This window comes from Pseudomonas fluorescens (assembly GCF_902498195.1).
Taxonomy (GTDB): Bacteria; Pseudomonadota; Gammaproteobacteria; order Pseudomonadales; family Pseudomonadaceae; genus Aquipseudomonas; species Aquipseudomonas fluorescens_BU.
Genome location: NZ_CABVIY010000007.1, coordinates 132,416 through 146,806, shown reverse-complemented (window position 1 = coordinate 146,806; position 14,391 = coordinate 132,416). Strand labels below are relative to the sequence as shown.

The following is a 14,391-nucleotide window of genomic DNA, read 5'->3' as shown; positions in this document are numbered from 1 at the left end:
AAGAAGATCGCACGGGAGCATCCATGCGCCGCACAGCCAGCGACACGATTACCTGGGGCATGATGCTCCGTAAGCTGCCTTCGATTGCCAGGGCCCTGCCACGGGTGGTCAAGGGAATGAAGGTCGCCAACGTCAAGGACCCGACCCAGGCGTGTGGCCTGGGCTGGAGTTTCGAACAAGCCACCTTGCGCAATCCCGATGGCCCGGCCCTGATGCAGGGCGAGGTCTCGCTGACTTATGCACAGGTCAACCAGTGGGCCAATCGCATCGCCCATTACTTTATCGGGCAGGGCATCGGCAAAGGCGATGTGGTCGCGGTCCTGATCGAAAACCGCCCGGAGCTGTTGGTGACGATACTGGCGTTGGCCAAGGTCGGTGCGATCAGTGCCTTGCTCAATACTTCGCAAACCCGCGACACACTTGTCCACAGCCTGAACCTGGTGGTGCCGGCCGCCCTTGTGGTCGGTGAGGAACTGCTGCCGGCCTATCTCGCCGTGCGCGAACGGGTGTCCATCGAGGCGGCGCGCAGCTGGTTCGTCGCTGACCAGGACACCTATGACCACCCTGGAATCGCCCCCGCAGGCTTCATCAATCTGATGACGGCCAGCATTGACACCGACAGCGACAACCCGGCCAGCAGCCGGCAGGTGTTCTTCGACGACCCTTGTTTCTATATCTACACCTCGGGCACCACCGGGCTGCCCAAGGCCGGGGTGTTCAAGCACGGGCGCTGGATGCGCAGCTGCGCGAGCTTCGGCATGATCGCGCTGGATATGCGGCCGGAAGACGTCGTCTATTGCACCTTGCCGCTGTATCACGCCACCGGGTTATGCGTGTGCTGGGGGTCGGCCATCAGCGGCGCAGCGGGGTTTGCCATCCGCCGCAAATTCAGCGCCAGCCAGTTCTGGAGCGACGTACGCAAGTACCGCGCGACCACCCTCGGTTACGTCGGCGAATTGTGCCGTTATCTGGTCGATCAACCGCACAGTGCCGATGACAGCCGGCACGGCGTGACCAAGATGATCGGCAACGGTCTGCGTCCCGGCGCGTGGCGCGAATTCAAGACGCGTTTTGGGGTCAGGCACATCTGCGAACTGTATGCCGCCAGCGACGGCAATATCGGGTTCACCAACATTCTGAATTTCGACAACACCGTCGGCTTTTCCCTGATGTCCTGGGAGCTGGCGGCGTATGACCACGACAGTGGCGCGCCGATCCGTGCCGCCAATGGTTTCATGCGCAAGGTCAGCAAGGGCGAACAGGGGTTGTTGCTGGCAAAGATCGATGACAAGGCGCCGCTGGATGGCTACACAGACCCGCAGAAAACCGAAAAAGTCGTGCTTCACGATGTGTTCGTCAAGGGAGACCGTTATTTCAACACCGGCGACCTGTTGCGCAACATCGGTTTCGGGCACGCCCGGTTTGTCGATCGCCTCGGCGACACTTATCGCTGGAAGGGGGAAAACGTCTCGACCACCGAAGTCGAGAACATCCTCTTGAAGCATCCGCATATTGGCGAAGCCGTGGCCTACGGCGTGGAAATCCGCAACACCAACGGCCGCGCCGGCATGGCGGCGATTACCCCGTCCGAATCCCTGGCGACCCTGGATTTCACTGAGTTGCTGGCGTTCGTCCGGCAACAGCTGCCGGCCTATGCGGTGCCGTTGTTTCTGCGGGTGAAAGTCAAAATGGAGACCACCGGGACCTTCAAGTACCAGAAGACCCGGCTCAAGGATGAAGCGTTTGACCCGGGCAGAACCGGCGACGACCCGATCTACGCGTGGCTGCCGGGCACAGACACCTACGTGCAGGTCACTGCGCAGCTGCTGGCGGATATTCACGGCGGGGCTTTTCGTTACTAGAGGCTTTTCGTTACTGAATACTGCGTTATTGAATGTGGCTATAGGTTCGCTTCAGAAAAAAGAAGTGACAGTGCCAGGGCGGCTCGGGAAACTGTCGGTTTTCCGAATGACAGAACCTGGAGTGTCCAATGTCAGACCAAAGCCGCCAGATGACCCCCGAAGAAGCTGCCGAGTTTGCCGAACAGGTATTCAACAAGGCACGGGAAGGTGATGCGGCCATGATGGCTGCGCTGCTGACCAAGGGCCTGCCGCCCAACCTGCGCAATCACAAGGGCGACACCTTGCTGATGCTGGCCGCGTACCACGGTCATGTGGACACCGTTAAAGTCCTGCTCGAACACAAGGCTGATCCGGAAGTCCGCAACGATAACGGCCAGAGCCCGATCGCCGGTGCTGCCTTCAAGGGCGACCTGGCGGTGGTGACGGCGTTGGTTGAAGGCGGCGCGCAGGTTGAAGGCTCGTCGTTCGACGGCCGTACCGCGTTGATGATGGCGGCGATGTTCAATCGCGTCGCCATTGTCGATTACCTGATCAGCAAAGGCGCCGACCCGAAAGCCAGGGACGCCAATGGCATCACGGCGCTGGATGCGGCCAAGACCATGGGTGCCACCGATACCGTTGCGCAGCTGGAAAAGTTGCTGGGCTGATTGATTGAAAGGTCGCAGCCTTCGGCAACGCGTACAGGGGGTGCTCCAATGCACGCGCTGTCGAAGGCTGCGATCTTTTCAGGCATTTGAATCTATCCTTGCGTTATCCTTCGCGCCCTCAAAATTCCCTCGCTACAGGATCTGCCCCATGAAAGCCGCGCTCGTCGAACTCATCAGTAAAATTAGCTCCGGGTGCATGGCTGAAGACGAGATCCTCAAGGTCGCTGACGAAGCGGCCCAGGCCTACGCCGATCCTGAGGGGTTTCTCACGGCCAATCCGGACATCAACTACGACGATACCTTCCCGATCCCGCTGGGCGAGTGGGTGGTCGTCGGCAGTCTTCCCGAAACCGTGTTGTTCCAGGCGGACACCTACATGGACCTGTTCGGCCAGATCGTCGCTTCGTTCGGCCCGGGTGTCGATTTCAATATCAAACCCAAGCAACTGGCCAAGACCGAAGCCCTCACTGCGCTCAATCGCATCCAGGTGCAAATGGGCAGCCTGAACAAGGAAAACGGCGGCTATGTGCTGATGAATTTCAGCCAGTTGCTCGACGACGAACTGCAGGTGGTCCTGGTCTACGGCAACGACGTGCCACGGGTGCTCGAGTTGTGCGCCGAAGTCGGCATCGCCGCGGCGCCGTCCCTGGAAGCCCTGAAAGTGGCCGTCCACGTCTGACGCGTCAAAGCTGTCAATAAAAAGGAACCCCCGCCAGGGCCGGCTATCCTAAGGGTGCATACCACTCTTCGGGAGCGTCACCATGGGTTCCACGTTCAACAGCCTGGTTGGCCTGATCATTCTTGCCCTGGACATCTGGGCCATCATTAACGTGCTCAAAAGTGGCGCCAGCACCGGGATGAAAATCATCTGGGTACTGTTGATCCTGCTGCTGCCGGTTCTGGGCCTGATCATCTGGGCCATTGCCGGACCACGGGGGAATGTCAGGATCTGACCGATTTCCTGCAAACAACATCGACCCCTGTGGGAGCGGGCTTGCTCGCGAAAGCATCGGCACGTTCAGTCTCTATGTGTCAGACAGACCGCTTTCGCGAGCAAGCCCGCTCCCACAGGATTGTCCAGCTGATCAACAGAGGTTCGACCTGTCATGATCCGCGACGTAGAATGCGCGCCTTTCCCGGGCAATCGAGCCAATCGATTGGCCTTCATGGGCGGGTAACCGTCCGTTGCCACCGCATTCACCGGAGCACTTCCCATGAGCAACATCCCTGCCAGCGACTACCTGGAAACCCTCTACGAAGGCTACGGCCAGCGTTTTCGCATGGACAAACTGCTGCACGAAGTGCGCACCGAGCACCAGCACCTGGTCATTTTCGAGAACCCGCGCATGGGCCGGGTCATGGCGCTGGACGGCGTGATCCAGACCACCGAAGCCGACGAGTTCATCTACCACGAGATGCTCACCCACGTGCCGATCCTCGCCCATGGCACCGCCAAGCGCGTGTTGATCATCGGCGGCGGCGACGGCGGCATGCTGCGTGAAGTGGCCAAGCACCGCAGCGTCGAGCACATCACCATGGTCGAAATCGACGGCACTGTGGTCGACATGTGCAAGGAATACCTGCCTAACCACTCCAAAGGCGCCTACGACGACCCGCGTCTGAACCTGGTGATCGACGACGGCATGCGTTTCGTCGCCACCACCACCGAAAAATTCGACGTGATCATTTCCGACTCCACCGACCCGATCGGCCCGGGCGAAGTGCTGTTCTCGGAAAACTTCTACCAGGCCTGCCATCGCTGCCTGAACGAAGGCGGCATCCTGGTCACCCAGAACGGCACGCCGTTCATGCAGATCGAAGAAGTCAAAACCACCGCTGGTCGCCTGCGCAGCCTGTTTGCGGACTGGCACTTCTACCAGGCGGCGGTGCCGACCTACATCGGCGGCTCGATGACCTTCGCCTGGGGCGCGACCAATACCGCTTATCGCAAGTTGACCCGTGAAACGCTGCAACAGCGCTTTGCCGGCAGCGGTATCGTCACTCGCTACTACAATCCAGAAATACACATCGGCGCCTTTGCCTTGCCGCAGTACGTTCTCCAGGCTGTGGGCAAGCCAAGCAACGACTGATGGTTGATGCATAAGCCTGTAGGCGCTGACGAGTGCAACGAGGCTGCGATCTTTTGAACTTCATCTTAAAAAGATCGCAGCCTCGTTGCACTCGTCAGCTCCTACAGGTTCTGTGTTTACGCAGGCGTGTTGCAATCCGTTGGAACGATCAATTAGCGCTAAAGTCGAGATAGATGTAGGCCCATTTGCGGGTTTGATCGAGGAGGCACTGATGCAAAAGTGGAAAGTCACCTTCGTAGATGATCACGGCGAACAAGTTGACGAAGTGTTCGAAAGCGCGGAGTGCCCGAACAACGAGCAAGCCGCCAAGCTCATCCGCGCGCGTCGCCTGCCGGTCGCTGCCGAACTCGACCTTAATGATCTGGAAGGGCGCACCGACAATCCTACGGTTAAAAGCCTGAAGGCGCAGAACAGCATTCAAATCCTCGGCATCACGCCAATCTGAACAACTCCTGTCTCATTCTCAACCAGGCCTTGGCAGCGGCTCTATCCTGGGGCTACTCTGCAATCGAGATCAGCGAATGGATCGCTAAGGTCTGGTCTTGTCAGCTCCATGCTTGTTTCCCGCCGGCACATCGGTTGCCGAACCGCCCGCATCCACGGTTGCGCGCGCAGGGAGTACGGAAAGTCTATCCATCGGTTTGAGGAGGACGTTTCATGAGCACAGCCTATCAAGAAGACATCAGCAGCAGCGTGCTGCGCCGCATGAAAGAAGGCGGTTTCGACTTTTCACGGTTCCATCCCATCGAGTTCTACGCCATTTTCCCGGACGAGGAGCGGGCACGCAGGGCGGCAGGTCATTTTCATCGTGGAGAATCCCTGAATGCGCAAGTCAGTGTGCGCGACGACGGCGCCTGGGCGCTGGAGTTGAGCAAGGTCATGTACGCCACCTACGACGACATCGGCGATTTCGAACAGGGTTTCGAAGCGGTGGTGGAGCCATTGGGCGGCATCATTGAGGGCTGGGGTGTCAAGCAGGAGGTACGAGGGCGACTCGCATAAACCTATGAACAGTGACAACCGGCAATCGCGGCTGACCTTCGGGTTGGCCGTTTTCGTTTTTGCAGAATCAAAAGATCGCAGCCTTCGGCAGCTCCTACACAGGCATGTGTAAACCCTGTAGGAGCTGCCGAAGGCTGCGATCTTTTGATCGTGTTTTTGATTCATAACGTTTCAAAAAGCCAAAAAAAAGCCACCTGAGCGGGTGGCTGAAAGGGAAGACCGGAAAGGAGGGAAACCGGTCAGAGCATGCCGGACCTTGCTGCCAGGGCAGCCGAAACAGTGAAGCTGAAGATTTCACCGAGGACTGCGGGGTGAAGTTTTTTCAGCGGATGCGCGGATTATCCACAGCGTTAACCGGGCAGTGAAATCAACTCTGGCTATGCTGGTGATAGGCACATCATTGCCTTGCAATGAAGCGGGGGCGATCAGGTTGGGGCAACTGCTGCACAGGAATGGTGCGGTGAATGCGCGTTGAATATCCAACCGATTGAAATCAAAGCGTTTATGCCGATGGCACGGGCCTTGCGAAGGTCTGGACGTCCGGGTGACAAGGAGTACGGCATGATCCGCACCTATTTTGATGAGATGTACGATGCCGGCGGCCAGGTCCGCCCGCATTATCGGGAGTTTGCCCGTTGGCTGGCCGAAACGCCTGACGAGCTTTTGGCACAACGGCGACGCGAGGCCGATCTGTTATTTCATCGCGCCGGGATTACGTTCACGCTCTACGGTGATGAGCAGGGGACAGAGCGCCTGATTCCCTTCGACACCATTCCTCGCAGCATCCCCGCCAGCGAATGGCGGGTGGTCGAGCGGGGCTGCATTCAGCGGGTCAAGGCGTTGAACATGTTCCTCGCCGACCTTTATCACGAACAGCGGATCATCAAGGCCGGCATCATTCCGGCCGAGCAAGTGCTGGCCAACGAGCAATACCAGTTGGCGATGCAGGGGCTGGATCTGCACCGCGATATCTATTCGCACATCTCAGGCGTCGATCTGGTACGCGACGGCGACGGCACGTATTACGTGCTCGAAGACAATTTGCGTACGCCCAGCGGTGTCAGCTACATGCTCGAAGACCGCAAGATGATGATGCGCCTGTTCCCTGAACTGTTCGCGGCACAGCGCATCGCCCCCATCGACCACTATCCGAACCTGCTGCTCGATACCCTGAAAAGCTCAAGTCCCATCGACAACCCCAGCGTGGTGGTACTGACGCCGGGGCGCTTCAACAGCGCGTTTTTCGAACATGCGTTCCTGGCGCGGGAGATGGGCGTGGAGCTGGTGGAAGGCGCCGATCTGTTCGTGCGTGACGACAAGGTGTACATGCGCACCACCGACGGACCGAAAGCCGTGGACGTGATCTACCGCCGCCTCGACGATGCGTTTCTCGATCCGCTGGCCTTCAACCCGGACTCGATGCTTGGCGTACCGGGGCTGCTGTCGTCCTACCGCTCGGGCAATGTGGTGCTGGCCAATGCCATCGGCACCGGGGTAGCGGACGACAAGTCGGTGTACCCGTTCGTCACGGACATGATCCGTTTCTACCTGGACGAAGAGCCGATCTTGCAGAACGTGCCGACCTGGCAGTGCCGTAATCCCTCTGAACTGTCCCACGTGCTGGCCAATCTGCCGGAACTGGTGGTCAAGGAAACCCAGGGTTCCGGCGGTTACGGGATGCTGGTGGGGCCGGCGGCGACGGCGGCGGAAATCGAAGCCTTTCGCGCGCGCATCATCGCCAAGCCCCATGCCTACATCGCGCAACCGACGTTGTCGCTGTCGACCTGTCCGACCTTTGTCGAAAACGGCATCGCGCCGCGCCATATCGACCTGCGCCCGTTTGTCTTGTCTGGCCGGGAAACCCGGGTTGTGCCGGGCGGCCTGACCCGTGTCGCCCTGCGCGAAGGCTCCCTGGTGGTGAATTCCTCCCAGGGCGGCGGAACCAAGGACACCTGGGTGGTCGAGGATTGAAGGAAGCCTGTCATGTTAAGTAGAACTGCCTCGGATTTGTATTGGATGTCGCGTTACCTGGAGCGGGCGGAAAACCTCGCGCGGATGCTCGACATCAGTTACTCGCTGTCACTGATGCCACAGGATGGCCGTGGCAACGGTCTGCACGAACTGGCCATGCCGCTGTTGATTACCGGGACCCTGGACGATTATCTGGAGCGTCATGGCGAACTGCATGCCGAGCGGCTGCTGCATTTTTTCGCCCTGGACGCGGCCAACCCCGCGAGTATCTACAGTTGCCTCGGCGCGGCGCGGGCCAGCGCCCATGCGGTGCGTGGGCGAATCACCGCCGACATGTGGGAAAACATCAACGCGACCTGGCTGGAAATCCGCGGGATTGCCGAGCAGGGCCTGAGTCGCTACGGCATGAGCCGCTTCTGCGAGTGGATCAAGGAGCGTTCCCACCTGTTCCGGGGCGCGTCCTACGGCACCATCATGCGTAACGACGCGTTCCGCTTCATTCGCCTGGGGACGTTCATCGAAAGGGCCGACAACACATTGCGGTTGCTCGATGCCCGTTACGAAATGGCGGGCGATCAGGCCGACGCGGTCAGCGATGGCACGGCTCACGCCTACTATCAGTGGAGCGCGTTGCTGCGCGCCTTGTCGTCGTTCGAGGCCTACACGGAAATCTACCGCGATGCCCCCGGTGCCCGGCATGTGGCCGAGCTGCTGTTGTTGCGGGCCGATGTGCCGCGTTCCTTGCGCGCCTGCACCGAAGAAATCGACCAGATTCTCGCCCAGTTGCCCGGGGCCAATGGCCGACCGGCGCAACGCCTGGCGGCGGAGATGGACGCGCGCCTGCGTTACACCGGCATCACCGAAATTCTCGACGAAGGCCTGCACGCCTGGCTGACCGAGTTCATCCCGCTGGTGCGCCAGTTGGGCAACGCGATTCACAGTTCCTACCTGGAGGCTGCATGAGACTTTCCATTAGCCACGAGACCACCTATCACTACGAAGATCAGGTGCGGGCGAGCATCCAGTATTTGCGACTGACACCCCACGACAGCGAGCGCCAGCACGTGCTCAGCTGGCAGCTCGACCTGCCGCGCCCGGTGCGCGCGCAACTCGATCCGTTCGGCAACATCCTGCACGTGCTGACCATGGATGAACCGCACGAGGCGATCATCATCGGCGCCCGTGGCCAGGTCGACATCGACGAACGGCGCGAAGCCGAGCACGAGAGTCAGTCGGCGCTGCCTTTCCTGCGCTTCACCCGCTTGACCGAGGCTGACAGCGCGTTGCGCGGGTTTGCCGAGAAAGCCTGCAAGCAACGGCGCGACCGCACCGCGCTGATCGACCTGATGCATGGCCTGAACCAGCACATGACCTATACGCCAGGCGCGACCGAAGTGGACACCAGCGCCGCGCAAGCCTTTGCCGGGCGCTCCGGCGTGTGTCAGGACCACACCCATGCGTTCCTCGCCTGCGCCCGCAGCCTGGGGGTTCCGGCGCGGTATGTGTCGGGCTATCTGTACAGTGAAAACAGCGAACACCTGGCCAGCCACGCCTGGGCCGAGGCCTGGCTGGATGACGCCTGGTACAGCTTCGATGTGACCAACGAACTGGCCCGGCCAGAGCGCCACCTGAAGCTGGCGGTGGGCCTGGATTACCTGGATGCCTGCCCGGTGCGCGGGATGCGTCGCGGGGGTGGGTGTGAGCAGATGCATGCCAAGGTGCTGGTCACCCCGACACCTGCGCCTGTGATCTCGGTACAACAACAGTAAAGTCGGGGATACCGGTTCGCGAGCAAGCCCGCTCCCACTTTGAATCTTTGTCGGTCACACATTCAGTGTTCGCAGCAGATGCAAAGTGGGAGCGGGCTTGCTCGCGAATAGGCCAGCCCAGGCAGCATCAAGTTAAGGCTTAACCTTACGCCCCACCATATGCTGCAAATACCCCACCAGCATCCGCAGATCCTCGTCCGGCAGCACTTCGGCCGAGAACCCGGGCATTTTCGCCTGGGGCCACTGGCGCAAACTCTGCGGATCACGAATGTAGCGCTTGAGGAAGTCCGCGCCGAAGTACTCGGTCGGGTTGTACGGAATGTTCAGGTCCGGCCCGAACTGCGCATCCCCGGCGCCGTTCAAGCGATGGCACGCCAGGCAGTTTTTCTGAAACAGCGCAAAGCCCTTGTTGATCGGGTCGTCAGCCTTCAGCGCAGGATCAGGCAGAAGGGCAGGGAAGCGCTGGGCCACCGGTGCCATGCGCTGGATGCTGGCGACTTCGAACGGCCATTGTTCCGGGCTGATATTGCCGGCCTTGGGATCAGTCCACACCAGGTAAAACGGCCCGGCACCGTGCTTGCCGGCGGACAGGGGTGGCCAGGGCTCTGCCGGGTCTTCGATCGCCAACCAGGCCCGGGCGCCCTGGGTGTTGAGCAAGGGGGCGGCCGCCAGTTCGGCGGCGAAACCATCCAGCGCCACGGCTTGCAGATGATCGTCTGGCTGGATGCCGGTCAACAACGCGGCCAGGGGCACGGCGCGGTAGCTCATGTTCCGTTTGTAGGACACATCGTTGGGGATGGTGATGGTCTGGGCCTGGGGGTGTTTGAGCAACTCTTCGGTCTGCCAGGTGCGACTGCTCGCGCCCAGCCCGAGGTTGAGCTGTGCGGCATACAGAGGCGTGCTGAGCAGCATGGCCCCGAACACAATGAGCGTTTTCAAGGGATCGCCGTCCATGTCGTGGATGTGCCGCAAAGGTTGGCACAGCCACGCTGGCTCGGGTAGCGAGCCAGTCACATTTTTAACGTGGCGATTGCGCCGTAATAATCAAAACCGACTAGCCGATCACCTTGGTCAGGTTCGGTAAAATCAACAACAGCGTAGTGGCAAAGAGAATGAGACCTGCTTGACGAACTTTCGATTGTTTGAACATGGCTGACCGCCTTTTTTTTTGTTATTTCCTGATGCCTGCCTGACATGTCCATGACGGCAAACGTTGCACTTCCTGTAGGACGAGCGCCTCGGCAAAACCCGACGACAACTTCGTATAACTTCACCTTAGAGTCCGCGTCACGCTTGGTTTAGATCCATTTAGTATGGTGTTCTCGCTGAAAGCTATTAAAAAGGCATGAGGCCTATTGCCAGCTTCTTGGGCGGCCTTTGGCTAGACACCTGCGTGTCAAGAAAGGGGTCGCCCATTTGTTGACGACCGTCCGTCTGAGCGTGCACGTCAATGCGAGTGAGCGCTGCGGTCATTGAATCCGGGGCGTCCCGGAATAAGGTGACAGTACTTTCAGGATCAAAAGATCGCAGCCTTCGGCAGCTCCTACAAAAGAGCGCGATTTTTCTGTAGGAGCTGCCGAAGGCTGCGATCGTTTGATCTGCTCACCATCAGGTTCGAGGACGTCATGACCCAAGCTTTGATTTTCGACGCATTACGCACGCCCCGTGGCAAGGGCAAGGCCGATGGTGCCTTGCACAGCGTCAAGCCGGTGAAGCTGGTGGCCGGGTTGCTCAGGGCGCTGCAACAGCGAACTGCCCTCGACACCCGTCAGGTCGACGACGTGGTGCTGGGCTGTGTGACGCCCATTGGCGATCAAGGCGCTGACATCGCGAAAACCGCCGCGCAGGTGGCGGACTGGGACGTCAGTGTGGCCGGGGTGCAGATCAATCGGTTTTGCGCGTCGGGGCTCGAAGCGGTCAACCTGGGCGCGATGAAAGTGCGGTCGGGCTTCGAAGACCTGGTGGTGGTCGGCGGCGTCGAATCCATGTCGCGCGTCCCCATGGGCAGTGACGGCGGGGCCTGGGCGCTGGACCCGGAAACCAACCTGCACAGCCATTTCACCCCGCAAGGCGTGGGTGCCGACCTGATCGCCACGCTCGAAGGGTTCAGCCGTCAGGACGTCGATGCCTATGCGCTGCACTCGCAACAGAAGGCCGCGCGGGCGCGGGCCGATGGCTCGTTCAGCAAGTCCCTGGTCCCGGTGCAGGATCAGAACGGCATCATCCTGCTCGATCACGATGAGTTCATTCGGGCCGAATCGACCCTCGAAGGCCTCGGCAAGCTCAAGCCGAGTTTTGAAATGATCGGGCAGATGGGGTTCGATGCCACGGCATTACGGGTCTACAGCCATGTCGAAAGGATCAACCACGTCCACACCCCCGGTAACAGTTCGGGGATCGTCGACGGCGCGGCGTTGATGCTGATCGGGTCCGAAGCCAAGGGCCGGGCGTTGGGCTTGCAGCCACGGGCGCGGATCGTCGCCACCGCCGTGACCAGCACCGACCCGACCATCATGCTCACCGGTCCGGCACCGGCCACCCGCAAGGCGCTGGCCAAGGCGGGGCTGCGGGTCGAAGACATCGATCTGTTCGAGGTCAACGAGGCGTTTGCCTCGGTGGTGTTGAAATTCATCAAGGACATGGCCATCGACCCGGACAGGGTCAACGTCAATGGCGGCTCCATCGCCATGGGGCACCCGCTGGGCGCCACGGGCTGCGCGATTCTCGGCACCTTGCTCGATGAACTGGAAAACCGGCGCCTGCGGTATGGCCTCGCGACCCTGTGTGTCGGCGGCGGCATGGGCATTGCCACCATCATCGAACGCCTCTGAGCCCCGAATTCAAGGAAACCTGCCATGACGCAAGCCATTCGTTACGAAAAGGGCCAGGACAAGATTGTGGTCCTGACCATCGACATGCCCGGCCAGAGCGCCAACACCATGAACGCGGTGTACCGCGAGGCCATGGCTGACTGCGTCGCCCGCCTGGTGGCCGACAAGGACGCCATCGCCGGTGTGATCATCACCTCCGCGAAGAAAACCTTCTTCGCCGGTGGCGACCTCAATGAGTTGATCAAGGTCGGCAAACCCCAAGCCAAAGCCTTCTACGACATGGTGCTGAGCCTCAAGGGGCAACTGCGCACCCTGGAAACCCTGGGCAAACCGGTGGTCGCGGCGATCAACGGTGCGGCACTCGGCGGTGGCTGGGAAATTTGCCTGGCTTGCCATCACCGCGTGGCGCTGGATAACCCATCGGTGCAACTCGGCCTGCCGGAAGTGACCCTTGGTCTGTTGCCGGGCGGCGGCGGGGTGGTGCGGATGGTGCGCATGCTCGGCCTGGAGAAAGCCCTGCCGTATCTGCTCGAAGGTAAAAAAGTCCGGCCGCAACAAGCGTTGCAGGCGGGGCTGATCGATGAACTGGCAGTGGACAGCGATGAGTTGCTGGCCAAGGCGCGGGCCTGGATTATCGCCAACCCGGCGGCGGTGCAACGTTGGGATGTGAAGGGTTACCAGATCCCCGGTGGCACGCCATCGAATCCGAAAGTCGCGCAGATGCTGGCCATCGCGCCGTCGGTCTTGCGCAACAAAACCCAGGGCTGCCTGCCGGCGCCGGAGAAAATCCTCTGTGCCGCCGTGGAAGGCGCACAAGTGGATTTCGACACGGCGCACCTGATCGAAACCCGTTACTTCACCGAACTGACCACCGGCCAGATCTCGAAAAACCTGATCGGTACCTTCTGGTTCCAGCTCAACGAAATCAACGCCGGTGGCTCGCGGCCTCAGGGCTTTGCGCCTTACGTCACGCGCAAAGTCGGCGTGCTGGGTGCCGGGATGATGGGCGCGGGCATAGCGTTTGTCAGTGCGTCGGCCGGGATCGAAGTGGTGCTCAAGGACCTCAGCCTCGCGGCGGCGGAGAAGGGCAAGGCGCATTCGGCGGCGCTGCTGGACAAGAAAGTGGCGCGTGGCCAGATCAATGCCGGGCAACGCGAAGCCGTTCTGGCACGTATCCACACCACTGAAAGCGATGCGGACCTGGCTGGGTGCGATCTGATTATTGAAGCGGTATTCGAGGACCGTGAGCTCAAAGCTAAGGTCTCCTCGGCTGCGCAAGCCATCGTCGGCCCGGACGCGGTCATTGCCTCCAACACCTCGACCCTGCCCATCAGCGGCCTGGCCACGGCAGTGCCGGACCCGCGCAAATTCATCGGCCTGCATTTCTTCAGTCCCGTGGAAAAAATGCCGCTGGTGGAGATCATCAAGGGCGCCAGCACCAGCGACGAAACCCTGGCTCGCGGCTTCGATTTCGTCCTGCAAATCAAGAAAACGCCGATTGTGGTCAACGACAGTCGCGGTTTTTTCACCTCGCGGGTGTTTGGCACGTTCACCAATGAAGGCATCGCGATGCTGGGCGAAGGCGTCAGCGCGCCGATGATCGAGACCGAGGCGCGCAAGGCCGGCATGCCGATCGGACCGCTGGCGATCTCTGACGAAGTGTCCCTCAGTCTCATGAGCCATATCCGCCAGCAAACCGCCAAGGATTTGCAGGCCGAGGGCAAGCCGCTGATTGAACATCCCGCTTTCGCCGTGATCGATCTGCTGCTCAACGAGTACAAGCGGCCGGGCAAGGCAGCGGGAGGGGGCTTCTACGAGTACCCGGCGGGTGGCCAGAAACATTTGTGGCCGGAACTGAAAAAGCGCTTTGAACAGCCTGGTGGGCAAATTTCACCGAAGGATGTGCGTGATCGCCTGCTGTTCGTGCAAGCCATCGAAACCGTGCGCTGCGTGGAGGAGGGGGTGCTGACCTCGACAGCCGATGCCAACGTCGGCTCGATTTTCGGCATCGGCTTCGCCGCCTGGACCGGCGGTGCGCTGCAGTTCATCAATCAATACGGGGTCAAGGATTTCGTCGCCCGCGCCCAGTACCTGGCCGGGCAATACGGCGAGCGTTTCACGCCACCGGCGCTGCTGCTGGAGAAAGCTGCCAAAGGGGAGGCGTTTTAGGGATCGGTGACGCCTTGCGGGGCTTGCCTTGTCACGGTGTTTCGAGGCAG

Annotated in this window: 14 protein-coding genes; 12 read left to right on the top strand and 2 right to left on the bottom strand. The window is 60.6% G+C overall.

The window, feature by feature from the left end; translation table 11 throughout:
* Positions 1-23 precede the first annotated feature (23 nt).
* The 10 genes from F8N66_RS24400 to F8N66_RS24355 all read left to right on the top strand — a co-directional run bounded on the left by F8N66_RS24400 (position 24) and on the right by F8N66_RS24355 (position 9,341).
* A complete protein-coding gene (locus tag F8N66_RS24400) occupies positions 24-1,862 on the top strand; it encodes a long-chain-acyl-CoA synthetase (RefSeq protein ID WP_150772599.1) in 1,839 nt (612 codons plus the stop codon).
* A gap of 128 nt (positions 1,863-1,990) precedes the next feature.
* Positions 1,991-2,509: an ankyrin repeat domain-containing protein gene (locus F8N66_RS24395; protein WP_150772598.1), complete on the top strand. Its 519-nt coding sequence runs from the start codon at positions 1,991-1,993 to the stop codon at positions 2,507-2,509.
* A gap of 148 nt (positions 2,510-2,657) precedes the next feature.
* Positions 2,658-3,188, top strand: a complete 531-nt coding sequence (locus F8N66_RS24390; protein ID WP_150772597.1) for a hypothetical protein — start codon at positions 2,658-2,660, stop codon at positions 3,186-3,188.
* Between the two features lie 82 nt (positions 3,189-3,270).
* The gene (locus tag F8N66_RS24385; protein ID WP_150772596.1) at positions 3,271-3,462 is read left to right on the top strand and encodes a PLDc N-terminal domain-containing protein; all 192 of its coding nucleotides are present in this window, start codon (positions 3,271-3,273) and stop codon (positions 3,460-3,462) included.
* Positions 3,463-3,723: 261 nt separating this feature from the next.
* A complete protein-coding gene (gene speE / locus F8N66_RS24380) occupies positions 3,724-4,599 on the top strand; it encodes a polyamine aminopropyltransferase (protein ID WP_150772595.1) in 876 nt (291 codons plus the stop codon).
* Positions 4,600-4,810: 211 nt separating this feature from the next.
* Positions 4,811-5,044: a hypothetical protein gene (locus F8N66_RS24375; protein WP_150772594.1), complete on the top strand. Its 234-nt coding sequence runs from the start codon at positions 4,811-4,813 to the stop codon at positions 5,042-5,044.
* A gap of 212 nt (positions 5,045-5,256) precedes the next feature.
* The gene (locus F8N66_RS24370; RefSeq protein ID WP_007988090.1) at positions 5,257-5,601 is read left to right on the top strand and encodes a ribonuclease E inhibitor RraB; all 345 of its coding nucleotides are present in this window, start codon (positions 5,257-5,259) and stop codon (positions 5,599-5,601) included.
* 561 nt (positions 5,602-6,162) lie between these two features.
* Positions 6,163-7,572 carry a circularly permuted type 2 ATP-grasp protein gene (locus F8N66_RS24365; protein WP_150772593.1) on the top strand — a complete coding sequence of 470 codons (1,410 nt, stop codon included), beginning with the start codon at positions 6,163-6,165 and terminating at the stop codon, positions 7,570-7,572.
* 12 nt (positions 7,573-7,584) lie between these two features.
* Positions 7,585-8,535, top strand: coding sequence for an alpha-E domain-containing protein (locus F8N66_RS24360; protein WP_150772592.1), 951 nt, complete (start codon positions 7,585-7,587; stop codon positions 8,533-8,535).
* Entirely contained in the window at positions 8,532-9,341 is an 810-nt protein-coding gene (locus F8N66_RS24355) for a transglutaminase family protein (protein WP_150772591.1), read from the top strand. Before F8N66_RS24360 ends, F8N66_RS24355 begins: the two co-directional genes overlap by 4 nt.
* A gap of 132 nt (positions 9,342-9,473) precedes the next feature.
* Here the strand turns inward: F8N66_RS24355 and F8N66_RS24350 are convergent, their stop codons facing one another.
* Both F8N66_RS24350 and F8N66_RS31555 read right to left on the bottom strand, forming a co-directional pair.
* A complete protein-coding gene (locus F8N66_RS24350) occupies positions 9,474-10,295 on the bottom strand; it encodes a c-type cytochrome (RefSeq protein WP_150772869.1) in 822 nt (273 codons plus the stop codon).
* A gap of 56 nt (positions 10,296-10,351) precedes the next feature.
* Positions 10,352-10,615, bottom strand: coding sequence for a hypothetical protein (locus F8N66_RS31555; protein ID WP_191623059.1), 264 nt, complete (start codon positions 10,613-10,615; stop codon positions 10,352-10,354).
* A gap of 351 nt (positions 10,616-10,966) precedes the next feature.
* Here F8N66_RS31555 and F8N66_RS24345 point away from each other — a divergent pair, with 351 nt between their 5' ends.
* Positions 10,967-12,172, top strand: coding sequence for an acetyl-CoA C-acetyltransferase (locus F8N66_RS24345; protein ID WP_150772590.1), 1,206 nt, complete (start codon positions 10,967-10,969; stop codon positions 12,170-12,172).
* 24 nt (positions 12,173-12,196) lie between these two features.
* Complete coding sequence (locus tag F8N66_RS24340; RefSeq protein ID WP_150772589.1) at positions 12,197-14,341, top strand: 3-hydroxyacyl-CoA dehydrogenase NAD-binding domain-containing protein; 2,145 nt, start codon at positions 12,197-12,199, stop codon at positions 14,339-14,341.
* Positions 14,342-14,391: the final 50 nt, after the last annotated feature.